Consider the following 22,864-nt stretch of genomic DNA (forward strand, 5'->3'; position numbering starts at 1 on the left):
CCAGTCCTTCTCAGCTCTCAGTTGGTCTTGGTTTCACCGGGCCGGTACAGAATGTCGGCGGCCTTCAGCTTGCCCTTGGCCAGGCGGCCGTCACGTTCCAGTATGGCGACCCAGAAATCGATGTCGCGGTCGGTGGCTTGCGCGCCTTCGCGCAAGCCAAAGCCGGTCCAGTAGCGGGCGAGATCGCCGTTTTCGCCGCGCTTGTTGAGGATGTCGGCCAGCACCTTGCGCGCTTCGTCCGGATTCTGCCGCGACCAGTCGGAGGCGCGTGCCGACTGCTCAACGAAGTTGCGGGCGGCGTCCGGGTTGGCGGCGATGAAGTCGCGCCGCAGCACGACGAAGCCGCCGGCGAGTTCGCCCAGCACGTCGGTGTCGTTGAACACGCCGCGCACGCCGCCATTGGCGACCAGCGCGCCGGCGAAGGTCGCCTGCCAGTAGCCGAGGCCCGCGATATCGACCTGGCGCGAGCGCAAGGTCTGTTCGAGTTGCGGCCCGGGCACGACGACGAGGTTGGCGGCATCTGGCGGCAGGCCGACGCTGTGCAGCGCCTCGCGCACCGTGTAGTCGAGATGGGCGCCGAGCGTGTTGACCGAGATGGTCTTGCCGGCGATGTCGGCGATCGATTTGATCGGGCTGTCTTCGAGCACATAGAAGACGCTTTTCACGTCTTTGTTGATGCCGTTGCTCGGATAGGCGGCGACGAAGTCGTTGCCGCCGGAGATCGAGTTGATCACCGCGGCGGTGGCGGCCGAACCAAGGTCGACGCTGCCGGAGGAAAGCGCAAACAGCGATTCCGGGCCGCCGGCGGCATAGCCGACATTCTCCAGCTCGATGCCAAGGTCTTTGAAATAGCCGAGCTCGTAGGCCAGCTCATGCGGGGAGATGCCGCCCCGGCTGGCGAGGTAGCGAAATTTGACAGGTGCGGCCTCGGCAAAGGCGAAGCGGGGCAGGCCGGCGGCGATGATGCCGGCGGCAAGCGGTGCACGGGCTAGCAGGGAACGACGCGTGATTTTCATGGTCCGATCTTTCCTAAGATGAGAGCAGGGGCAGGCCTAGATTGAGAGGGTTGGTCAGTTGACGGGATTGCTCCAGCGGCAGAGCCGCCGCTGCAGGACAACCAGCGCCTGGTTGGCGATCAGGCCGAGGCCGGCCAGGATGACGATCGCCGCGAACATCAGCGGGATCTGGAAATTGTATTGCGCGTTCATCACCTGGAAGCCGATGCCCTTGTTGGCGCCGATCATCTCGGATGCGATCAGCAGCAAGAGTGCCGTGGTGGCGCTCAGCCTCAAGCCGACGAAGATCGAGGGAATGGCACCGGGCAGTACGACGCGGCGGAACACGGTGAGACGCGTCGCGCCATAGACGCGCGCCATTTCGAGCAGCTTTGGATCGACTTCCTTGACGCCGCTGGTGGTGTTGAGCAGCAGCGGAAACAAAGTCGCCCAGAAGATGACGAAGATCTTGGAGGTTTCGCCGAGCCCCAGCAGCAGGATGAACACCGGGTAGAGCGCCAGCGCCGAGGTCTGCCGGAACAGTTGCAGGATCGGATCGAGCGCGGTTTCGACGGCGCGCACCTGGCCCATGAACAGGCCAAGCGGAATGGCGACAGCAACGGCGGCGGCGAAGGCAATGCCGGCGCGCTGCAGGCTGATGGCGATGTCGCCGAGCAAGACGCCGCCGGCGAGCCCTTTCCACAGGGCGGCAACGATCATGTCGACAGGCGGCAGCACCGCCGCATTGACCCATCCGACGCTGCTCGCCACCTGCCAGAGCGCCAGGAACCCTAGAAGAACGCCGTAGCGCGACAGGAAACGGACGGCCGCCCGGCCGCTGGGTCGCAGGAAGTCAGTGTCTACGCCTGTTCCGCTGCGGCGTGCGCCGATCGTGATCGGCCGCTCAATGTGCTGCAAAGTCATCGTCTTGCCCTTTCCCTGGAAGCTGGTTGGCGCGTCGGGGGATTTATTCGGCGGCCAGCACGGTCGAGCGGGCTGATGTCCACGGGTTTTCCGGCCGCCTGAGGCCAAGGTTTTCGCGCAGCGTCCTGCCTTCGTAAGCCGTGCGGAACAGGCCCCGGCGCTGCAGCTCGGGGATGACCAGGTCGACGAAGTCGTCGAGTGCGCCCGGAAGCCAGGGCGGCAGGATGTTGAAGCCGTCGGCGGCGTCGCTGGTGAACCATTCCTCGAGCAGGTCGGCCACCTCAGTGGCGCTGCCGACGATGGTGTAGTGGCCGCGCGCCGTCGCTACCCATTGGTAGAGCTGGCGGATGGTGAAGTTGTTCTCGTCGGCGATCTGGCGGATCAGCGCCTGGCGGCTCTTCATGCCTTCGGTTTCCTTGCTCGGCGGCAGCGGGCCGTCGAGCGGATAGCCCCTGATGTCGAGCGTCTGGCCGGCGAGGCCGTTGAGCAGAGCGACGCCGTCCTCGGGCAGGATGAGGTCGTTGAGCTGCTGGTACTTCTCTCGCGCCTCTTCAGTTGTGCGGCCAACGAAGGGCGCCACGCCGGGCATGATCAGCACCTGGTCGGGATCGCGGCCGACAGCCGCCACGCGCGCCTTGATGTCGCGATAGAATTCCTGCGCCGTCTCCAACTTCTGATGAGCGGTGAAGATGACCTCGGCCGAGTGCGCGGCGAGCCCGCGCCCATCCTCGGACTGCCCGGCCTGCACCACCACCGGGTGGCCCTGCACGGGGCGCGGCACGTTGAGCGGACCTTTGACGCTGAAATGCTCGCCCTTGTGGTCGACGTCGTGCAGCTTGTCCTTGTCGTAGAAGCGGCCAGACTGCTTGTCGCGGATGAAGGCGTCGTCCTCCCAGCTGTCCCACAGCGCCTTGACCGTGTCGACATGCTCATGCGCCCTTGCATAGCGCTCGGCATGGTTGGGCTGGACATCGCGGTTGAAGTTCTGGGCGGTTTCGTCGCCGGCCGAAGTCACGACATTCCAGCCAGCCCGGCCGTTGGACAACAAATCGAGCGAAGCGAATTTGCGCGCCAGCGTATAGGGCTCTTCATAGGTGGTGGACGCTGTGGCGATGAAGCCCAGATGCGTGGTCAGCGGCGCCAAAGCCGCAAACAGCGTCACCGGCTCGAAGCCGGCGATCTTGGCGTTGCCGCCTTCGCGGGCGCCGAGGCCAACCGTCAGATTGTCGGCCAGGAAATAGGCGTCGAACAGGCCGCGCTCGGCGGTCAGCGCAAGCTGCTTGTGGAACTCAAAATTGGTTGCGCCGTCGGCCGGCGCGTCGGGATGGCGCCATGCCGCAATATGCTGCCCGCCACCAGGCAGGAAGGCGCCAAGTTTGATCTGTCGGGACTTGCTGGGTCTGGTCATTGCGCTTTCCTTCTGGACTGTGCGGGAAGGGGATCCTGGATTGTTGGTCAGTGGCGCGTTTCAGGCGGCAACACTGACGCTGGCGGGCACCCCGATGATCCGGCTTGCCTCGGCGACTGCTTGCCGGGCGCGGGCCTGGATGGCCTCGGACACCAGCACGCCATTGGCGAAGTCCTTGTCGGAAGCGTAGATCGCGGTCGGCAAGGTCAGCGCCTCGAAGAAGCCGAACAGCGGCCGTAGCTGGTGCTCGACAATCAGCGAATGACGCTCGCCGCCACCGGTCGCTGCGAGGATTATCGGCTTTCCCCTGAGCGATGACGGATCGAGCAGGTCGAAGAAATGCTTGAAAAGCCCGGTATAGCTGCCTTTGAAGGTGGGCGAGCCGACGACCAATATATCGGCGCCCAGCAACTGCTCGACGACGTTGCGGGCCGATGGATCGAGATCGGCAAGGCGCCTTGCCAGCGGGAAGGAAGGACCGAGATCCTCGATGTCGAAGACGATCGAAGCCGCGCCGGTGTTTTGCGCCACTGCGCCGACGATGTGGCTGACGAATGCCTTGGTTTTCGACGGACGGGTCAAATTGCCCGACACCCCCACCACCAGCTTTTTCGACATTTTGGGCTCCTCGCAAAGCATTCGATGTGCATTAAGCCTACCGATTTTGTAGAATTAAATGAGCGAGGAGATTTCAAAACAAACCCGGCAAGCGGATTGAGTTTGCGGCAGATTGCCGTTGATTGGATTATTCGATGCGAAGGTGACCTAGACGCTTTCGAGATAGGTCTCGATCTCGAAGTCGCTGACATTGAGCGCGAACGTGTTCAGCTCCTGGCGTTTGCAGGCGATGAAGGAGTCGCGCAGGATGTCCGGGAAGATCTCCGCCACATGCTGCCCGCTCTCGAAACTGGCGATTGCCGAGGCCCAATCCGGCGGCAGCTTGGCCGGCGGAAGTCCTTGCCCGTCATTGCCGGCGGGATCGCCTGGCGACAGCTGCCTCTCGATGCCGATCAGCGCCGCACCGAGGATTGCCGCAAGCACCAGGTATGGATTGGCGTCGGCTCCCGACACGCGATGCTCGATGCGGCGTGCGCTCGTCGGTCCACCGGGAATGCGGATGGCGACCATGCGGTTCTCATAACCCCAGGCAACCGCTGTCGGTGCATAGGAGCGCGGCCGCAGCCGGCGGTAGGAATTGAAGTGCGGCGCAAATACCAGCGTGCTCTCGGCCATGGCGGCGAGCAGACCACCGACCGCATGGCGCATTGTCTCCGAACCCTGGTCGCTGCCATCGTCGAAGACATTGCGGCCGTCAGTATCGGTCAGGCTGAAATGGACATGAAAACCGTTACCGGCACGGTCGCCATAGGGCTTGGCCATGAAGCAGGCGGCAAAGCCGTGCTTGCGGGCAATGCCCTTGACGGTGCGCTTGAACAGCACCGCATCGTCGGCGGCGCGCAAGGCATCGGCGACATGGTTCAGATTGATCTCGAACTGGCCGACGCCGTTCTCGGCAATCGCGGTGTCGACGGGAATGCCTTGCGTGCGGCAGGCGTCGTAGACGTCGTGGATGAAGGCTTCGAAGTCGTCGATCTCGTCGATCGAAAGGGCTGCGTCGGAATCGAGGCGGCGCCCGGTCACCGGTGACACCGGTCCGACCGGCCGCTGCGATTGCGGGTCGACCAGATAGAATTCAAGTTCCGTTGCCGCGACCGGTGTCAGGCCAAGTGCTGCATAGCGATCGAGGATGCGGGCCAGTGCCCGCCGCGGGTCGCCCAGAAACGGCGCGCCGGTTTCGTCGGCAAGCCAAAGCGGGACCAGGGCGGTCGGGTGTGCTGTCCAACTGACAGGCAGGATGCCGCGTCCCGTCCATTGGCAAAGGCCATCGGCGTCGCCGGTCGAGAAAACCAGCGCATTGCCTTCGATGTCCTCGCCCCAGACGTCGAGCCCGATCAGCGAAAAAGGCATGCGCAGCTTGCCCTCCAGCGCCTTGCGTGCCTGTTCGACCGGGATGCGCTTGCCGCGCATGATGCCGTTCAGATCGCACACCGCAGCCCTCAGGCTGTGGATGTCGTCCCTGCTTTCAAGCCAGTTCAAAACGTCCGCAATTGCATCGCCCAATTTCCAACCCCTGGTTTTTGAAGGCCGTAACCTGACCGGCTACGATATCCCTGGTAAAATAGCTTCGTGAGTTTCGGAAACCGTTCCGGCTGCTGCCGGGTGGGTTTCCTTCATTTTTTCAATTCACGAGCCGGGATGTCGGGAGGCATTTCAAAACCAATTGTGCGATTTGCGATCGCAACATAGAGGCATGGCAGGAGAAAGCCAAGCTCGCGCGTCGAGACATCAAATCTCCGGCGCTGCCGGCAGCCGCTGGTTCAGTTCATCGACGAGCACCCGCTTGTTTTCCGAGTAGTCGATGGGGACGACGACGAGATGCACGCCGCCGCCGGCGAAGGCATTCTCCAGAGAGGATCGCAGTTCACTGACCGCGCTGACCCTGGTTCCCTTGGCGCCATAGGCCTCGGCATATCTGACGAAGTCGGGATTGCCGAATGTCATGCCGAAATCGGGAAACTGGTCGACCGCCTGCTTCCAGCGGATCATGCCAAAAGCGTTGTCCTCGATGAGCAGGACGACCAGGTTGAGCTTGAGCCTGACGGCGGTTTCCAGCTCCTGGCTGTTCATCATGAAGCCGCCGTCGCCACAGACGGCCATGACGCGGCGCCCGGAATAGAGCATGGCGGCCGTCATCGCCGAGGGCAGGCCGGCGCCCATGGTCGCCAGCGCGTTGTCCAGCAGCAGCGTGTTGGCGACGCGTGTGCGGTAGTTTCGCGCGAACCAGATTTTGTACATGCCGTTGTCGAGGGCCAGAATGCCGTCCGCCGGCATGACCGCGCGCACGTCATGCACCAGCCGTTGCGGCGTGAAGCGGTCTTCGGTGGCGCGTGCGGCAATCCGGTTCAAGATGCCCTCGCGCAGCGGCAGCAGGGCTTGTGCGTTGGGGATCTTGCCTTCGACGCGGTCGGCGAGCAGCCTGAGCGAGGCGCCGATGTCGCCGACCACCTCCGTCTGCGGAAAATAGACCTGCTCGACATTGGCCGGCTGATATCCGACATGGATCACCTTCGGCCCATTGGCGCCCATGATGAAGGGCGGCTTCTCGATCGTGTCGTGGCCTATCGTGATGATGAGGTCGGCCTGTTCGATCGCCTCATGCACGTAGTCGCGCTCGGAAAGTGCGGCCGTGCCCATGTAGAGCTCGGTTCCGCCGGGCACGGTGCCCTTGCCCATCTGCGTGGTGAAATAGGGGATGCCTGTCCGCAGCACGAACTGGGCAAGGTCGGAGGTCGAGCGCGGCCGCGATGCGGCAGCCCCCAGCATGGCCAGCGGGCGCTTTGCCTTGATGATCATCTGCGCGGCGCGATCGAGCGCAAGTGGGCTGGCCAGCGGAAGCTCGACCGGGTGCGGCGGGATCAGCGCCGCCTCTTCGCACTCCTCGGCTGCGATGTCTTCGGGAAGTTCCAGGTGCACAGGTCCCGGACGTTCCTCCTCGGCAATGCGGAAGGCTTCCCGAACCACGGCCGGGATCGTCCTCGGCGAGATGATCTGGCGCGAATGCTTGGTCAGCGGCTTCATCGCCGCGACGATGTCGACAATCTGGAAACGAGCCTGACGCGACGACCGGATGCCTTTCTGCCCGGTGATCATGACCATCGGCATGGCTCCGAGCAGGGCATAGGCCGCACCCGTGGTAAGGTTCAGGGCACCAGGCCCGAGCGTGGTGATGCAAACGCCGGGTCTGCCGGTGAGCCTGCCATAGGTCGCCGCCATGAACGCTGCCGCCTGCTCATGGCGCGTCGGGATGAGCTGGATCGACGATTTGCGAATGGATTCGACGACGTCGAGGTTTTCTTCGCCTGGAATTCCGAAGATGCGATCGACGCCCTCATTCTCGAGGGCGGCAATGAGCAGGTCAGAACCCTTGTACACGAGGCAACTCCTGGAATGAACGGATCTGGTGAGACATTTTGCCGGCGATATAAATCCAACTGAATCAGTAGGTTGTTGATCGTTTCGCTTTCAGCCTAGTCAACCTCTTTGAGGAGTTGAGACTGTTTTGAACATCAATTGACGTTAATTTAACATCGCGATATGGTTCATTTGGCCGGTATGGGTGCCGATTCCATTCTTGTACCGCGTCGCTCATTGGTTGTCGTCAAATCCATGCGAAGCCGCTGCATCGAAAAATCCATGTCGCCGGGAGGGCGCTAACCGTGCCTTGCCTGCTCGGAATTGACAACGGCCTCACCGTCACTAAGGCGGTGATCTTCGATGCCGTCGGATCGCAGCTTTCCGTTGCGCGTCGGCGGGTGCCGCAATCGATGCCGCATGCGCGCTGGGTGGAACGCGATATGGCTGGTCTGTGGCAAGCCACTGCCGAGGCCATCCGCGAGGCCATCGCGCTGTGTGGCCGGCCGGCCAGCGACATCAAGGCGGTGGCGGCGACCGCGCATGGTGACGGCCTGTATCTGCTCGACAAGGACCGCCGGCCGCTGGGCCCCGGCATCCTTTCGCTCGACAGCCGTGCTGGCGAGATCGTCGAAAAATGGTCTCAAGGTTCGGTTTTCGACGAAGCGCTGGCGCTGAGCGGCCAGACGCCGCATGTTTCGGCGCCCTCGGCGCTGCTGGCATGGATCAAGCAGAACGATCCTGACCGTTATGGGCGCATCGGCCATGTGCTGGCCTGCAAGGACTGGCTGCGCTTTTGCCTGACCGGCACGATCGGCACCGACCGGACAGAGGCCAGCACCTCATTCACGGATTTCCGCACGCAAGCCTTCGTGCCGGAAGCGATGCGCATCTTCGGCCTGGACGACCTTTTCGGCGCGCTGCCACCAGTGGCGCATTCGGCCGACATCGTCGGACAGGTTACCGCCGAGGCCGCCGAAATGACCGGCCTGTCCATGGGCACGCCCGTCGCTTGCGGCCTGCACGACGTGACCGCCTCGGCGCTTGGCATGGGCGGCCATGAGGAGGGCACGCTCGCCATCGTCGCCGGCACCTATTCCATCAACGAAGTCGTTTCGTCAGAACCGCGCGTCGACCGGCGCTGGTTCTGCCGCAACGCCTTGGACGTCGGCCGCTGGAACAACATGGCGATCTCACCGGCCTCGACCGCCAACTACGACTGGTTTCTCGACACGTTCTGCCGATTGGAGCAGGACAGGATGGATGGTGGCTCCATCCACGAACTGCTGGCAGCAGAGATCGATGCGGCGCTGAAAAAACCTTCGACAATCCTGTTTCACCCCTATCTGTTCGGTTCTCCCTATGGCGACGTCGCCAGCGGCAGCTTTGTCGGCCTGCATGGCTGGCACAATCGCGGCGATATGCTGAAGGCGGTTCTGGAAGGCATCGTCTTCAACCATCGCACTCATGTCGAAGCCTTGCGCGACGGCTTTGCTGTCAGCGAGATCCGGTTGACCGGCGGCAGTTCGCGCAACCCTGATTTCGTGCAGATGTTTGCCGACGCGCTGAATGCCCCGGTCACCGTCACTTCGACGGATGAGGCCGCAGCCCTGGGTGCCGCGCTTTGCGCAGGGGCCGCGGTCGGCTTGTTCAAGACGCCACAAGAGGGTGCAAGGCAGGTCGGCATAACGGCGCGGAAATACCAGCCCGTGCCCGCCTCCAATGCTGTGTTCAACGAGCGTTTTTCGCTCTACTGCCGCATCGCCGAGCAGATGAAGTCGCATTGGCCAGAGATCGAAAGGCTGGCGCGGCCGAGGGGAGAAGCATGATCAAGGCCGACGAACGACGCGAAGAGATCGCCGACTATGTGATCAAGCTCGGCCAGGTGCGCATCGACGATCTGGTCGAGCATTTCGGCGTGTCGCGCATGACCATCCACCGGCACATCGACCGGCTGGCGCAGCAGGGCGTGCTGCGCAAGCTGCATGGCGCGGTGACGGTTCAGCCGTCCGGTCTCTACGAAAGCGCCTTCCGCTACCGGGTAACGGTCAACAAGGCCGAGAAGGATGCGCTGGCGCGGGCAGCACTGGATTATGTCGAGGCCGGCCAGGTGGTGATGCTCGACGATTCATCGACGGCAAACGCGGTCGCGACGCTGCTGCTCGACGTCAAGCCGCTGACGGTCGTCACCAACAGCGTGTCGACGGCGGCGCTGATGATCAATGTCGACGATATCGATTTCATCTGTCTCGGCGGCCAGTATCACGGGACCTACAACGCCTATATCGGCATCGTCTGCGAGAACGCCGTGGCGCAGCTGCGCGCCAATGTGCTGATCTGTTCGGCTTCGGCCATCACCGGAACCACTGCTTTCATCCAGGATCCGAATGTCGTGCGGGTCAAGCAGGCGATGATGGCCGCATCGGTCAAGCGCATCCTTTTGGTCGACCATGCAAAGTTCGACCGGATCGCGCTGCATGTCTTCGACGATCTGACCAGTTTCGATGCCGTGCTGGTGACCGAGGGCCTGGGCGATGCGCAGGCGCAGAGCCTCGAACGGGCAGGCGTGAAGCTGCGCATCGTCAAGACGAAAGCGCCATGAGCCCAACTGCGGGAGCAGGTGCGGAAAGTCGCGCCGGTCGTCTTGCAGCGATGGCCGAGGCGGGTGAGGTCGATGTCGTCATCCTTGGCGCCGGCATCAATGGGGCAGGGCTGTTTCGCGACCTGTGCGCGCAAGGCGTCAGCTGCCTGATCGTCGACAAGGCGGATTTCGGCTCGGGCACCAGTGCCGCGCCGTCGCGGCTCATCCATGGTGGCCTGAAATATCTCGAAACCGGCGAGTTCGGGCTGGTGGCGCAGTCGACGCTCGAACGCAATCTGCTTCTGCAAAATGCGCCGCACTATGTCAGCCCGCTGCCGACCGTCATCCCGATCTTCTCGAGGGGCAAGGGCATGCTGGCGGCGTTGCGAACGCTTTTCGGCTCGACCAGCGCGCCGCGCAGCCGCGGCGCCATCCTGATCAAGATCGGCTTGATGATCTATGATTTCTACGGTTCGCGAAATCAGGTCATGCCGCGCCACCGCATGGTCGGGCGCCGGCAGGCGCTTGGCGAGATGCCGGCGCTCAATCCGGCGATCGTTGCCACCGGCACCTATTACGACGCCAAGATAAGCCACCCGGAACGGCTGGTGCTGGAACTGATCCTCGATGGGCTGCAAGCAAATACGGCCTCCGCCAGCGCCAACTACACAGCACTCGAGACTTCAGCCAATGGCGTGCTCACCTTCCGGCCGGAAAACGGCGATGCATTCTCGGTGCGGCCAAAGCTGGTGGTGAACGCCGCCGGTCCGTGGATCGACGACGTCAACGCGCTGCTTGGCACGCCGTCGAAAATGATCGGCGGCACCAAGGGCTCGCATATCCTGCTGAAGCATGACGAACTGGTCAAAAGCCTGGCCGGGCGCATGCTTTATTTCGAGGCCGATGACAGCCGCATCTGCCTTGTCTACGACTATCTCGGCCTGGCGCTGGTCGGCTCGACCGACATCAAGGCCGACAATCCGGACGCGGTGCGCTGCGAACCGGAAGAGGTCGACTATCTGATCGAGAGCGTGCGCACGCTTTTGCCGGGCATGGCGTTCGAGCGCGACCAGATCGTCTATGCCTATAGCGGCATCCGACCCTTGCCGACGTCCGAGGCATCGACGCCCGGACTGATCAGCCGCGATCATTCGGCGCCGGTTGCCGAGCCGGACGGCAACAGGCCCTTTGCGGTCATTTCGCTGGTCGGTGGCAAGTGGACGACGTTCCGCGGTTTTGCCGAGGAAGTCGCCGATACCGTGCTCGGCCGCCTGCAGCGCAGCCGCAAGGTGTCGACGCAATCCATGCCGATCGGCGGCGGGAAGGATTTCCCGGCCAATGCCGCGGCGCGGGCAGACTGGCTGGCCGAGGCGCAGCAGGCAACGGGCGCCGGGGAGGGGCGCCTCGACCAATTGCTGTCGCGCTACGGGACCAGAGCCGCGCAGATCGCTAAGTGGGGGTCGAATGATGAGGGCTGCCTGCCGGACTCCGACGGCTACGGCAAGGCGGAAATCGACTACATCACCCGCAACGAATTCGTCGAACATCTGGCCGATATCGTCATGCGCCGCAGCACGCTGGCGATCGGCGGTTCGCTGACGAGCCGCGATTTGCAAGAGATTGCCGCGATCGCCGGGCGGGCGTTGGCGTGGAGCCCTGAGCGCCTCGCGCGGGAAGTCGAAGCCGCCGTTGTCGAGCTCGAGGGCAGGAACCTGATGCGGCTGGACTGATCGCGCCATCGCCGATGCGATAGCTTTTCCCGAGGCAATCCGATGGGTTTGCCCTCGTTGCACCTTGTACGCGAAATGTCCCATCTCACAGCCAGATTGGGATTTTTCAGACTCCAGAAATATTTAAGCAAAAACAGATACTTATTGCAAATTCAGGCTGCTGCGACCTGTGCATCCCCGTTCCCTTCGGTACGAGATAACACAGATTGACGTTAATTTAACACCACCGTATGATCTCTAATATGCTGACCTCCTAATAGGCCTGCTTTGGCTGTCGATCCGTCGGCTGAGGCAACCATCCGCGGAGGGATTGACAGCGATGCAAAGGTATGAAAATTTTTGCACACAAAGATAATAATATCATCCTGGGGAGGAGATGGCTTGAAATCCGGTGGAGCCGCGAACCGCGACCATGAGTCCAGCCTCGCCACGCGCGCGGCCTGGCTTCACTATGCCGGCGGTCTGACGCAGGCCCAGGTGGCCAAGCGGCTTGGCCTGACCAGCCTCAAGGCGCACCGGCTCATCACCAAGGCCAACCAGGAAGGTCTGGTCAGGGTGTTCATCGACGGTGACGTCGCCGAATGCGTCGACCTGGAACAGCGCCTCACCGCCGCTTATGGGCTCGATTATTGCGAGGTGGTTCCCGATCTCGATCAGGACGAGTTGCCGTTGAAGGGGCTCGGCATTGCCGGCGCCCAGTTCCTCAAGCGCGAAATCGATCGCGGCGAAGACATGCTGATCGGCGTCGGCCATGGCCGCACGCTTGCCGCCAGCGTCGAGTATCTGACGCGCACCACTGCTGCCCACATCCGTTTCGTTTCGCTGCTCGGCGGCGTGACGCGCAAATTCGCCGCCAACCCGCACGACGTCATGCACCGCCTGGCCGAGCGGACCGGCGCGCAGGCGTTTGTCATGCCGGTGCCTTTTGTCGCGAACACCGCCGAGGACCGTGAGGTGCTGCTTGGGCAGCGTGGCATCAGCGATGTCTTCGCTCTCGCCAGCCGATCCGACCTGATGTTCGTCGGAATAGGCACGGCCGAGCGGGAGGCGTCGCTGGTCGCGACCGGCATGATCGAGCCGTCCGAAATCGACGAGGTCAAGCGTGACGGCGGCGTCGGTGAATTGCTGGCGCATTTCTTCGACGACAAGGGGCGCCCAGTCGAAACCGCGCTGTCGGAAAGAATACTGGCGCTTCCGCGCGACCAGTTGAAGGGCCGCAGGATTGTCGCCGTCGCCGGCGGCAAGGTGAAGGTGCGGGCCATCAAGTCGGTGCTCGAAAGCCGGTATCTGAGCGGCCTGATCACCGACGAATGCACGGCCCGCGCGCTGGTCGAGCAAAGCCGGCTCGACGATGCGGCCGGTGCCACGAAGCGCCGCGCGAACGGAGGATCGACGAATGCGTGACAACGGAAAAACCGCTTGCCGGGTGGTCGCATCATGAGCGCGAAGGCTGGAACCGCACCCGTCTCGCCCGGTGTGCGCAGGGCACTTGCCGGCGCCGCGGTTCTGGTTCTGCTCGGTGCGATGGCGCTCGACACCAAGGTGATCAAGATCGGATCCGCCGGCGACGTTCGCAATGCCGTCTTTTCTGCCGCCGACTATGGCAAGTCGGAATTCCCCAAGGTGCAGGCCGATGTCGAGGCGCGCGCCGCCGACGCCGCGACGGTGGCGACGGCGATCGCCAAGGACAGGGCGACCGCCGAAAAGGAATATGGCGTGCCTGCGGGTGTCGGACCGGTCATCTCGGTCAAGTTCACCGGCGTCGTCGGCGAGGGAAAGTCGGGCATCTACAAAGTCGCCGTCGACGGTTTGCCGGACACGTTGACGGTCCGCGTGCAGACCGGGCCGGCGATCAACGGAACCGAGCTTCGCGACGCCACCGGCAAGATCACCTTCGGCCAGTTCACCAACCAGATCGAGTATCAGGACGCCGGCTCGGCGTTGAACAACGAGATGAAGACGGAGGTGCTGGCGAAAGTAGACACCAGCGCCTTGACCGGCAAGACCATAACGGTGGTCGGCGCTTTCAAGCTGGTCAATCCGAAGAGCTGGCTGGTCACGCCGGTGAGGCTGGAGGTCAAATGAATTCGGCTTCCGGCACAGGGCCCTCCAATGGCGACGCCGTGCTCTCGGCCCGCAATGTCGTCATGTCGTATGGCGGCGTGCACGCGCTTAAGGGCGTGAATTTCGACATCCATCGCGGCAAGGTCACGACCCTGTTCGGGGAGAACGGCGCCGGCAAGTCGACGCTGATGAAGATCCTGTCCGGCGTGGTGACGCCGACATCGGGCGACATCGTGCTCGATGGCAATCTCGTCAGCTTTTCCTCGTCGTCGGACGCGCGCGATCGCGGCATCTCGATCATCCACCAGGAACTGAGCCTGGCGCCGAATCTGAGCGTCCGCGACAACATCTTCATGGGTCGCGAACTGCGCACCAGAACCGGCCTCGACTTCGCCGAGGAGTCGCGCCAGGCGCGGGCGCTGATGGCCGATCTCGAAGAAGACATCGATCCGATGACGTTGGTCGAGGATCTGCGTCTCGGGCAGCAGCAGATCGTCGAGATCGCTCGTGCGCTGTCGGTCGATTCCCGCATCCTGATCATGGACGAGCCGACCTCGGCGCTCAGCGCCACAGAGGTGGAGGTGCTGTTCAAGGTGATCCGCGACCTGACCAGCCGCGGCGTTTCCATCGTCTACATATCGCATCACCTCGAAGAGGCGTTGCAGATCACAGACTATGCCGTTGTGCTGCGCGACGGTGCGATCACGGCGACGGCCGAAGCCAAGGACATCGACCTCGAATGGATCGTCCGCAACATGGTGGGCGAGAATTTCGACCTCGGTTCTCCGCCAACCGGCCATGCGTTCGGCGAGGTGGCGCTGTCGATCGAGAATGTCAGCGTCACCGACGCTTCGGGTTCAGGCTATGTCGTCGATCATCTGTCGCTGGATGTCAAAGCGGGCGAGATCGTCTGCATCTATGGGCTGATGGGCGCCGGGCGCACGGAGTTGCTGGAATCTGTCGCCGGACGCGTGCCGATGGCGGGAGGACGGGCGCTGCTAGAAGGCGAGGACGTCTCGGGGCTGTCCATTGCCCAGCGTATCGCCAGAGGCCTTGTGCTGGTGCCCGAGGACCGCCAGCGCGATGGTCTGGTCCAGACCATGACCGTCGGTCGCAATCTGTCGCTTGCCAGCATCGAGGCATTCGCCAAAGGCCTGTTCCTGTCCCGGCCCAGGGAACGCGCACTGATCGACGATTCGATCCGCAAGGTGACCATCAAGACCGCCGGCGGCAACGCCATGATCGGATCGCTGTCGGGCGGCAATCAGCAGAAGGTCGTCATCGGCAAGATGCTGACGACCAACCCCAAGGTCATCCTTCTCGACGAGCCGAGCCGCGGCATCGATGTCGGCGCCAAGGCCGAGGTCTTCCGCTTGCTCAGCGAGCGCGTCGCGCAGGGCCTGGCGGTCGTTTTCTCGACCTCTGAGGTCAATGAGTGCCTCAGCATCGCCCACCGCATCGTCGTCATGCGGCGCGGCAAGATTTCAGCCGAATTCGGCGCGAACGCCACCAAAGAGCAGATCATGGCCGCCTCAGGCGAAGCCGTGGTCGCCTGACCATAGAATTTCGGAGCCCCGATCATGACCGATGTCAGCCAGGCCAGCAAACAGTCCAGTCCGAGCGCGGGCGGCGAGGGCTTCGACGTGGCCAAGCTGCTGCTCGAGGGCCGGGCCTTTTTTGCGCTGATCGTCATCATCGTCGTCTTCTCGATCCTCTCGCCCTACTACCTCTCGGTGGCGAATTTCCTGACTATGGCCTCGCATGTCGCCATCTTCGGGGTTCTCGCCGTCGGCATGCTGCTCGTCATCCTCAATGGCGGCATCGACCTGTCAGTGGGCTCGACGCTGGGGCTCGCCGGCGTCGTCGCCGGTTTTCTGATGCAGGGCGTGACGCTGACCTGGCTGGGCGTCGTGCTCTACCCGCCGGTCTGGGTGGTCGCGGTGCTCGCCTGTATGCTGGGTGCTGTCGTCGGTTTGATCAATGGCGTGCTGATCGCGCGGTTCAAGGTTCCGGCCTTCGTCGCCACGCTCGGCGTCATGTACATGGCGCGCGGCCTGGCGCTGCTGATGACCAGCGGCCTGACCTACAACAATCTCGGCGGCAAGCCGGAACTGGGCAACACCGGTTTTGACGCGCTCGGCTTCAACCGCCTGTTCGGCGTGCCGACCGGCGTCGTGGTGCTGGCGGTCATCGCGCTGATCGGCAGCATCGTCTTGAACCGCACCGCCTTCGGGCGCTGGCTCTACGCCTCGGGCGGCAATGAACGCGCGGCCGAACTCTCCGGCGTTCCGGTCAAGACGGTACAGATTTCCGTCTATGTGCTTTCGGGCATTTGCGCCGCCATTGCCGGGCTGATCCTGTCCTCGCAATTGACCTCGGCCGGACCGACCGCAGGCACCACCTACGAATTGACGGCCATCGCCGCCGTCGTCATCGGCGGTGCGGCGCTGACCGGCGGACGCGGCAATATCCGCGGCACCCTGCTTGGCGCCTTCGTCATCGGCTTCCTGTCCGATGGTCTGGTGATCATCGGCATCTCATCCTACTGGCAGACAGTGTTCACCGGCGCCGTCATCGTGCTCGCCGTGCTCCTCAATGCCGTTCAGTATCGCCGCCGTAGCAAGCTCCCAGCTTCGACGGGCGGCCAACCGACTTCTCAGAAACGGGGGAAGGCCGAAGTGGCCAATCCTGCCCAAGGGAAGAGTGCCAGGTGACTGGAGCAACACCGCGTAAATCATTGGAGGAATGTACATGAAAATCGTGCTTAGAAGTTTGCTTGCTGCCGCAATGGTGGTTGGGTTTAGCGCAGCCGCATCGGCCGCAGGCCTGATCTCGATCATCGTCAACGATCCGGCCAACCCGTACTGGCTGACCGAAGGCAACGTCGCCAAGGCCGAGGCCGAGAAGCTCGGCTATACGGCCAATGTCGCTGCCCATAAGGGCGACACCAACACGGAAAGCAATCTGATCGACACCGCCATCACCAACAAGTCGGTAGCGATCATCCTCGACCCGGCCAATGCCGATGGTTCGGTCGGCGCGGTGAAGAAGGCGATTGCCGCCAACATCCCGGTTTTCCTCGTCAATGCCGAGATCAACCAGGAAGGCCTCGCCAAGGGGCAGCTCGTCTCCAACAATGCGCAGGGTGCAGCTCTCGGTGCCCAGCAGTGGGTGCAGGCAGTCGGTGAAAAGGGCAAGTATGTCGAACTGCTCGGCGCCCCGTCGGACAACAATGCCGCGACGCGCTCGAACGGCTACGCCACCGTGCTGAGCCAGTATCCGGATCTCGAAAAGGCTGCTTCGCAGGTCGCCAACTGGGATCGTACCCAGGGCCACGACAAGATGCAGAGCATGCTGCAGGCCAATCCCGACATCATCGCCGTGATCAGCGGCAATGACGAAATGGCGCTCGGTGCGGTTGCGGCGCTGAAAGAAGCCGGCAAGCTGGCTGGCATCAAGGTCGGCGGCTTCGACGGCTCGCCGGATGCGGTTGCGGCCATCAAGTCCGGCGAACTGCAGTACACTGTGCTTCAGCCAGTGGCCATCTTCTCGGGGAAGGCTGTGCAGCAGGCCGACTCGTTCATCAAGTCGGGCGCTACCGGCGCTACCAGCGAGAAGCAGTTGTTCGATTGCCTTCTCATCACCAAGGACAATGTGGACAAGTACACCGCACCCTTCGTGCTGTCGGAGTAAAACCTGCACAGGGGGTGTCCTTGCGGACACTCCCTGCCTCTTCTACGGCTTCCAGACAACAAAGACTGCTGCTTGTGAATTGCCTTCATAACCATCCGGAACTTGCCGCATGAAAGACCTGCTGATCGGGATCGACGCGGGAACGTCCGTGATCAAATCGGTCGCTTTCGATCTTTCGGGGCGGCAACTCGCCATGGCGTCGGTGAGCAACAGCTTCGTCACGCTGGAAGGCGGCGGCGCCGAGCAGGACATGGATCAGACCTGGCGCGACATGGTGCTGACCGTTCGCGAGCTGGCGACGAAAGTTCCCGACCTCGCGCGGCGAACCGCGGCGGTGGCGATCACCGGGCAGGGCGACGGCACCTGGCTGATCGATGGCGACGGCATGCCGGTCGGGCGCGCCTGGCTCTGGCTCGACGCCCGCGCCGGGCATCTGGTGGACGAGATGCGCGCCGATGCCAGCGATCGCACGCGGTTCGAGATCACCGGCACCGGGCTCAACGCCTGTCAGCAAGGCGCTCAGCTCGGTTGGCTGAAGAAGAACAGCCCGGAAATCCTCGAGCAGGCCGCCACTGCTTTTCACTGCAAGGATTGGCTGTATTTCAAGATGACCGGCGAGCGCGCCACCGATCCCTCGGAAGGCACATTCACCTTCGGCGATTTCCGCTCGCGCAGCTATTCCGACGAGGTGCTCGATATTCTCGATCTGACGACGCATCGGCGCCTGTTGCCGCCCATGCTCGAAGGCACGACCGACCATCATCCGCTCTCTGTGTCGGCAGCGGGAGAGACCGGCCTGCTTGAGGGCACGCCGGTGGTGCTGGGTTATGTCGACATGGTCAGCACCGCGCTTGGCGCCGGCCTCTATGATCCGAGCGGCACTGTCGGCTGCACCGTCATCGGCTCGACCGGCATCCACACGCGCCTGGCGCGCACTGCCGACGATGTCGTGCTCAACGACGATGCATCCGGCTACACGATCGCCATGCCTGTTCCCGGTGCTTATGCGCAACTGCAATCCAATATGGCGGCGACCCTCAACATCGACTGGCTGCTTGGCCTGGCGCGCGACGTGTTGACAGCCAGCGGCGCAAAACCTTCGCGCGACGAGCTGTTGAAAGCACTCGATGCCTGGGTCGAAGGATCGGAGCCGGGATTGCTGGTCTATCAGCCCTACATCTCGCTCGCCGGTGAACGCGGCCCGTTCGTCGATCCCGATGCGCGCGCGGGCTTCATCGGCCTGTCGGTCAAGCACGGCTTTGGCGATCTGGCGCGCGCGGTTCTAGAGGGATTGGCCTTCGCGGCACGCGATTGCTACCAGGCGATGGGCACGATGCCGGGTGAAATCCGCCTGTCGGGTGGGGCGGCGCGCAGCCCATCGCTGCGCCGTATCATCGCCGCAGCGACCCGCGCGCAGGTCAGAACCAGCAGCCGCCAGGAGGCAGGTGCTGCGGGTGCCGCGATGATGGCCGCGGTCGGGCTCGGCGTCTATCGCTCCATGGATGATTGTTGCGCCGAATGGGTGACGCCGCTGCTGGGCGAATGCGATGCCTATGACGAGGCGCTTTCCCACACCTACGATGCGCTGTTTCCATCCTTCGTCGCGGCGCGCCAGGCGCTGCGGCCCGTGTGGAAGAGTATGGCGCACCGCACAGGAGCAAAGTCTTGAGCGATACGTCTGATGTTGTCGATCTCTTCGTGATTGGCGGCGGCGTCAACGGCGCCGGCATAGCGCGCGATGCCGCCGGCCGCGGACTGTCGGTCATCCTGTGCGAGAAGGACGATCTGGCGCAAGGCACCAGTTCGCGCTCCGGCAAACTGGTGCATGGCGGCCTGCGCTATCTCGAATATTACGAGTTCCGGCTGGTGCGCGAAGCGCTGATCGAACGCGAGGTGTTGCTGGAGGCGGCGCCGCACATCATCTGGCCGATGCGCTTCGTTCTGCCGCACAGCCCCGAAGACAGGCCGGCCTGGCTGGTTCGGCTCGGACTGTTTCTCTACGACCACCTTGGCGGCCGCAAGCGGCTGCCCGGAACAAGAACTCTGAACCTGCGGACCGCGCCGGAAGGCGCGCCGATCAAGGACGAATTCAAGCGCGGCTTCGAATATTCCGACTGCTGGGTCGATGATGCCCGCCTGGTGCTGCTCAATGCGCTCGACGCCAGTCAGCGCGGCGCAAAAGTGTTCACGCGCACCGCCTGTATTGCCGCCCGGCGCGAAGGCAGCCTGTGGTCGATCGACATGCAGGACGGCCGCACCGGTGCGGTGACGAAAATCCGCGCACGAGGGCTGGTCAATGCGGCGGGGCCGTGGGTCAATGACATAGTCAGCCGCGTCGCTGGGCAAAATTCCACCCGCAACGTTCGCCTGGTAAAGGGCAGCCATATCGTCGTGCCCAAATTCTGGGAGGGACGGCAGGCCTATCTGATCCAGAACAACGACAAGCGGGTGATCTTCGTCAACCCGTATGAGAACGATCTGGCGCTGATCGGCACCACCGACATTCCCTACGAGGGCAGGCCCGAGGAAGTGGCAGCCGAGGCCGGCGAAATCGACTATCTGATCAAGGTGGTCAATCGCTACTTCAAGCGACAGCTCACCGCGCAGGACGTGGTCTACAGTTTCTCGGGCGTGCGTCCGCTCTATGACGACAATGCCGACAATCCAAGCGCGGTGACCCGCGACTATATCTTTGAACTCGATGCCCCGAATGGCGGTGCGCCGCTGCTGTCGGTGTTTGGCGGCAAGATCACCACCTTCCGCAAGCTGTCCGAACATGCGCTGGAAAAAATCCAGCCGTTCTTTCCGACGATGAAGAAAGCCTGGACGGCCAAAATTCCCTTGCCGGGCGGCGACCTGGCGAACGCCGATTTCGAGCAGTTCCTGGGCGATCTGCATGCCGAGTTTTCCTGGCTTAGCCCGTCGCTGGTGAAGCACTATGCGCGAAGCTACGGCACGCGCACGCGCGCTTTGCTGAAAGGGGTCAAAGGCGAAGCCGATCTTGGCCGCCGTTTCGGTCCGGATTTCTACGAGCGGGAAGCGGCTTTCCTGTTCGAGACCGAATGGGCGATGACCGCCGCCGACGTCCTCGAGCGCCGGACCAAGCACGGCCTGCATATCAGTGCGGCCGAGCGGAAGACATTCGAAGACTGGTGCACCAAGATGATGGCGGCGGCAAACTGATGGCCTTCACGCTTTCCCTCAACACCAACCCGCTGGTCAATCGCTTCGCCGATCCCGACGATCTGATCGATGCGATTGCTTATGGCATCGGCATCCGCGACGTGCAGCTGACGCATGAATTCGTCAATCCGGGTTGGCCGGCGGCCACGATTGCCAAGTTCCTGCGCGTGTTCAACAGCGCCCTGGCGCGGACCGGCGTGCGCATCACCTCTGGGATGACCGGGCCGTATGGCCGACTCAACCATTTCGGTCATCCGGACGCGGATGTGCGCCGCTACTATGTCGACTGGTTCAAAACCTTCGCCGACATTTCCGCCGAGCTTGGCGCTTCAAGCATGGGCACGCAGTTCGCCATATTCACCTACAAGGATTTTGACGATCCGCAGAGGCGTGCGGCCCTTCTCGACATCGCGCTCGAATGCTGGCACGAAGTGGCCGAGCACGCCAAGGCGGCGGGCCTGACTTACCTGTTCTGGGAACCGATGTCGGTGGGGCGCGAGTTTGGCCACACGATCGAAAGTTGCGTCGAATTGCAGGGCGCCATCGATGCGGCGAGGCTGCCGATCCCGATGCAGATGATGGTCGACATCGACCATGGTGACGTGACGTCGCCCAACCCTGACGACACCGATCCCTATGCGTGGGCGAAAGCCTTTCCGTTGCAATCGCCGATCATTCACATCAAGCAGTCGTCGATGAACAAGGGCGGGCACTGGCCGTTCACAGCCGCCTACAACAAGGATGGCCGCATCATTCCGCAGAAGCTGATCGACACGGTGCGGGCGGGTGGCGGAACCGACAATGAGATTTGCCTTGAGCTCTCGTTCCGGGAGAGGGAACCGGTCGATCATCAGGTCATTGCAATGATCCGCGAGTCGGTGGATTTCTGGGCGCCTTACATCGACAGCGGCCGCGACAGTCTCAAGCCTCGCGCCTGAGGCAAAAACGCCGGCCCGAAGCCGGCGCCGGCCTGGAAACACGCATCATCCGAATTTCGGATCGAAGGAGACGAAGAATGACCCCATATTGGGTCGGCACCAGCTGGAAGATGAACAAAACGCTGGCGGAGGCGTTGCAGTTCGCCGACGCGCTGGCGGCCTTCGTGCCGAGCTTCGATCCGGCGATACAGCCTTTCGTCATTCCGCCATTCACCGCCGTGCGGCAGGTCAAGGCGGCACTCGCCAACACACGCGTCAAGGTTGGGGCGCAGAACATGCACTGGGCCGATGCCGGCGCCTGGACGGGCGAGATTTCGCCGGTGATGCTGAGGGATTGCGGGCTCGACCTGATCGAACTCGGCCACAGCGAGCGCCGCGAGCATTTTGGCGAGACGGATAAGACCGTGGGACTGAAAACGGCGGCGGCAGTCAGGCACGGCTTCGTGCCGTTGATCTGTGTCGGCGAGACGCTGGCCGAGCGCGAGAGCGGCCGCGCCGATGAGATCCTGACTGCGCAGGTTCTGAGCGCGCTGCAAGGCCTTGCGGACAATGAATTGTCGGCGGAAATCCTCTTTGCCTATGAGCCGGTGTGGGCGATCGGCGAGAAGGGCATTCCGGCCAGCGCCGACTATGCCGACAAGCAGCAGGCGCTGATCAAACAGGTCGCCGCAAGCCGGTTGCCGGACGCCCCGCTTGTGCTTTACGGCGGCAGCGTCAATCCCGGCAATGCCGCTGAATTGATCGGCCAGCCGCATGTCGACGGCCTTTTCATCGGCCGCTCGGCATGGCAAGCGGAAGGCTACATCGACATTCTGAAAAAGGCGTCGGCCGCCATCGCGCGCTGATCACGAAAAACGAAGGAGTTTATTGCCATGAAGATCGCACTCGGAGCCGACAGCGCCGGCAAGCCGCTGCTCGATGTCATCGCCAAGCATCTCGCCACCAAGCCCGAGCTGCAGGTCGTCGATCTCAGCCAGGCCGGCTACTACGCCGATATCGCCGCCGCAGTCGGTCACGAAATTGTCGACGGCAATTATGACCGCGCCATCCTGTTTTGCGGCACCGGCATCGGCGTCAGCATCTCGGCCAACAAGGTCCCGGGCATTCGCGCCGCGCTCACCCACGACACCTATTCGGCTGAGCGCGCCGCCAAGTCGAATAATGCGCAGATCATCACCATGGGTGCCCGCGTCATCGGTCCTGAACTGGCGAAATCGATCGCCGACGCGTGGCTGGCCTCGGAGTTCGATCCGAACGGCCCGTCTGCAGGAAACGTGGATGCCATCGACAGGCTCGACGCGAAACGCTGAAGACGGGCCTTGCGTGATAGAGTCAAGGTAAGTCTCTATCCAATTGTTTTAACATGACCTTTTCCG

The 22,864-nt window shown here is 63.0% G+C and carries 19 protein-coding genes; 13 read left to right on the forward strand and 6 right to left on the reverse strand.

Annotated elements, in window-relative coordinates; all coding sequences use genetic code 11:
- Positions 1-17: 17 nt before the first annotated feature.
- The 6 genes from AC1D0N_RS12555 to AC1D0N_RS12580 all read right to left on the reverse strand — a co-directional run bounded on the left by AC1D0N_RS12555 (position 18) and on the right by AC1D0N_RS12580 (position 7,320).
- Positions 18-1,016, reverse strand: coding sequence for an ABC transporter substrate-binding protein (locus tag AC1D0N_RS12555; protein ID WP_477244244.1), 999 nt, complete (start codon positions 1,014-1,016; stop codon positions 18-20).
- 54 nt (positions 1,017-1,070) lie between these two features.
- Complete coding sequence (locus AC1D0N_RS12560; RefSeq protein WP_477244245.1) at positions 1,071-1,919, reverse strand: ABC transporter permease; 849 nt, start codon at positions 1,917-1,919, stop codon at positions 1,071-1,073.
- 43 nt (positions 1,920-1,962) lie between these two features.
- Positions 1,963-3,327, reverse strand: coding sequence for an LLM class flavin-dependent oxidoreductase (locus tag AC1D0N_RS12565; RefSeq protein ID WP_477244247.1), 1,365 nt, complete (start codon positions 3,325-3,327; stop codon positions 1,963-1,965).
- Between the two features lie 60 nt (positions 3,328-3,387).
- Positions 3,388-3,945: an FMN reductase gene (gene msuE / locus AC1D0N_RS12570; RefSeq protein ID WP_477244248.1), complete on the reverse strand. Its 558-nt coding sequence runs from the start codon at positions 3,943-3,945 to the stop codon at positions 3,388-3,390.
- A 147-nt stretch (positions 3,946-4,092) separates the two neighbouring features.
- A complete protein-coding gene (locus tag AC1D0N_RS12575; protein ID WP_477244250.1) occupies positions 4,093-5,448 on the reverse strand; it encodes a glutamine synthetase family protein in 1,356 nt (451 codons plus the stop codon).
- A gap of 225 nt (positions 5,449-5,673) precedes the next feature.
- Positions 5,674-7,320, reverse strand: a complete 1,647-nt coding sequence (locus AC1D0N_RS12580) for an acetolactate synthase large subunit (RefSeq protein ID WP_477244252.1) — start codon at positions 7,318-7,320, stop codon at positions 5,674-5,676.
- A gap of 284 nt (positions 7,321-7,604) precedes the next feature.
- On the opposite strand from AC1D0N_RS12580, the gene AC1D0N_RS12585 reads away from it, so the two are divergent.
- From AC1D0N_RS12585 to derI, 13 genes are all read left to right on the forward strand, one after another.
- Positions 7,605-9,128, forward strand: a complete 1,524-nt coding sequence (locus AC1D0N_RS12585) for an FGGY-family carbohydrate kinase (protein ID WP_477244254.1) — start codon at positions 7,605-7,607, stop codon at positions 9,126-9,128.
- Positions 9,125-9,901 (forward strand): DeoR/GlpR family DNA-binding transcription regulator, encoded by a 777-nt coding sequence (locus AC1D0N_RS12590; RefSeq protein ID WP_477244256.1) that lies wholly within the window; start codon positions 9,125-9,127, stop codon positions 9,899-9,901. The genes AC1D0N_RS12585 and AC1D0N_RS12590 overlap by 4 nt, the downstream gene beginning before the upstream one ends.
- A 50-nt stretch (positions 9,902-9,951) precedes the next feature.
- Positions 9,952-11,610 carry a glycerol-3-phosphate dehydrogenase/oxidase gene (locus tag AC1D0N_RS12595; RefSeq protein WP_477245003.1) on the forward strand — a complete coding sequence of 553 codons (1,659 nt, stop codon included), beginning with the start codon at positions 9,952-9,954 and terminating at the stop codon, positions 11,608-11,610.
- 381 nt (positions 11,611-11,991) lie between these two features.
- Entirely contained in the window at positions 11,992-13,014 is a 1,023-nt protein-coding gene (locus AC1D0N_RS12600; RefSeq protein ID WP_477244258.1) for a sugar-binding transcriptional regulator, read from the forward strand.
- Between the two features lie 33 nt (positions 13,015-13,047).
- On the forward strand, positions 13,048-13,695 hold the full coding sequence (locus tag AC1D0N_RS12605) for a DUF2291 family protein (protein ID WP_477244260.1): 648 nt from the start codon (positions 13,048-13,050) through the stop codon (positions 13,693-13,695).
- On the forward strand, positions 13,692-15,230 hold the full coding sequence (locus AC1D0N_RS12610) for a sugar ABC transporter ATP-binding protein (protein WP_477244262.1): 1,539 nt from the start codon (positions 13,692-13,694) through the stop codon (positions 15,228-15,230). The genes AC1D0N_RS12605 and AC1D0N_RS12610 overlap by 4 nt, the downstream gene beginning before the upstream one ends.
- 24 nt (positions 15,231-15,254) lie before the next feature.
- On the forward strand, positions 15,255-16,388 hold the full coding sequence (locus AC1D0N_RS12615; protein WP_477244264.1) for an ABC transporter permease: 1,134 nt from the start codon (positions 15,255-15,257) through the stop codon (positions 16,386-16,388).
- A gap of 37 nt (positions 16,389-16,425) precedes the next feature.
- Entirely contained in the window at positions 16,426-17,367 is a 942-nt protein-coding gene (locus AC1D0N_RS12620; protein ID WP_477244266.1) for a substrate-binding domain-containing protein, read from the forward strand.
- 109 nt (positions 17,368-17,476) lie between these two features.
- Positions 17,477-19,036 carry an FGGY family carbohydrate kinase gene (locus tag AC1D0N_RS12625; RefSeq protein ID WP_477244268.1) on the forward strand — a complete coding sequence of 520 codons (1,560 nt, stop codon included), beginning with the start codon at positions 17,477-17,479 and terminating at the stop codon, positions 19,034-19,036.
- A complete protein-coding gene (locus AC1D0N_RS12630) occupies positions 19,033-20,550 on the forward strand; it encodes a glycerol-3-phosphate dehydrogenase (protein WP_477244270.1) in 1,518 nt (505 codons plus the stop codon). Before AC1D0N_RS12625 ends, AC1D0N_RS12630 begins: the two co-directional genes overlap by 4 nt.
- On the forward strand, positions 20,550-21,488 hold the full coding sequence (locus AC1D0N_RS12635) for a sugar phosphate isomerase/epimerase family protein (protein WP_477244272.1): 939 nt from the start codon (positions 20,550-20,552) through the stop codon (positions 21,486-21,488). Before AC1D0N_RS12630 ends, AC1D0N_RS12635 begins: the two co-directional genes overlap by 1 nt.
- A 77-nt stretch (positions 21,489-21,565) precedes the next feature.
- The gene (locus AC1D0N_RS12640; protein WP_477244273.1) at positions 21,566-22,333 is read left to right on the forward strand and encodes a triose-phosphate isomerase; all 768 of its coding nucleotides are present in this window, start codon (positions 21,566-21,568) and stop codon (positions 22,331-22,333) included.
- Positions 22,334-22,360: 27 nt separating this feature from the next.
- Complete coding sequence (gene derI, locus AC1D0N_RS12645) at positions 22,361-22,798, forward strand: D-erythrulose-4-phosphate isomerase (protein ID WP_477244275.1); 438 nt, start codon at positions 22,361-22,363, stop codon at positions 22,796-22,798.
- Positions 22,799-22,864: the final 66 nt, after the last annotated feature.

This window comes from Mesorhizobium sp. P2_E10 (genome assembly GCF_056404235.1).

Coding starts and splice junctions, on each gene's coding strand:
- AC1D0N_RS12595 (WP_477245003.1), top strand. CDS start 9,952: ATGGCCGAGGCGGGTGAGGTCGATGTCGTCATCCTTGGCGCCGGCATC.
- AC1D0N_RS12560 (WP_477244245.1), bottom strand. CDS start 1,919: ATGACTTTGCAGCACATTGAGCGGCCGATCACGATCGGCGCACGCCGC.
- AC1D0N_RS12590 (WP_477244256.1), top strand. CDS start 9,125: ATGATCAAGGCCGACGAACGACGCGAAGAGATCGCCGACTATGTGATC.
- AC1D0N_RS12565 (WP_477244247.1), bottom strand. CDS start 3,327: ATGACCAGACCCAGCAAGTCCCGACAGATCAAACTTGGCGCCTTCCTG.
- derI (WP_477244275.1), top strand. CDS start 22,361: ATGAAGATCGCACTCGGAGCCGACAGCGCCGGCAAGCCGCTGCTCGAT.
- AC1D0N_RS12610 (WP_477244262.1), top strand. CDS start 13,692: ATGAATTCGGCTTCCGGCACAGGGCCCTCCAATGGCGACGCCGTGCTC.
- AC1D0N_RS12625 (WP_477244268.1), top strand. CDS start 17,477: ATGAAAGACCTGCTGATCGGGATCGACGCGGGAACGTCCGTGATCAAA.
- AC1D0N_RS12635 (WP_477244272.1), top strand. CDS start 20,550: ATGGCCTTCACGCTTTCCCTCAACACCAACCCGCTGGTCAATCGCTTC.
- AC1D0N_RS12620 (WP_477244266.1), top strand. CDS start 16,426: ATGAAAATCGTGCTTAGAAGTTTGCTTGCTGCCGCAATGGTGGTTGGG.
- AC1D0N_RS12555 (WP_477244244.1), bottom strand. CDS start 1,016: ATGAAAATCACGCGTCGTTCCCTGCTAGCCCGTGCACCGCTTGCCGCC.
- AC1D0N_RS12640 (WP_477244273.1), top strand. CDS start 21,566: ATGACCCCATATTGGGTCGGCACCAGCTGGAAGATGAACAAAACGCTG.
- AC1D0N_RS12615 (WP_477244264.1), top strand. CDS start 15,255: ATGACCGATGTCAGCCAGGCCAGCAAACAGTCCAGTCCGAGCGCGGGC.
- AC1D0N_RS12605 (WP_477244260.1), top strand. CDS start 13,048: ATGAGCGCGAAGGCTGGAACCGCACCCGTCTCGCCCGGTGTGCGCAGG.
- msuE (WP_477244248.1), bottom strand. CDS start 3,945: ATGTCGAAAAAGCTGGTGGTGGGGGTGTCGGGCAATTTGACCCGTCCG.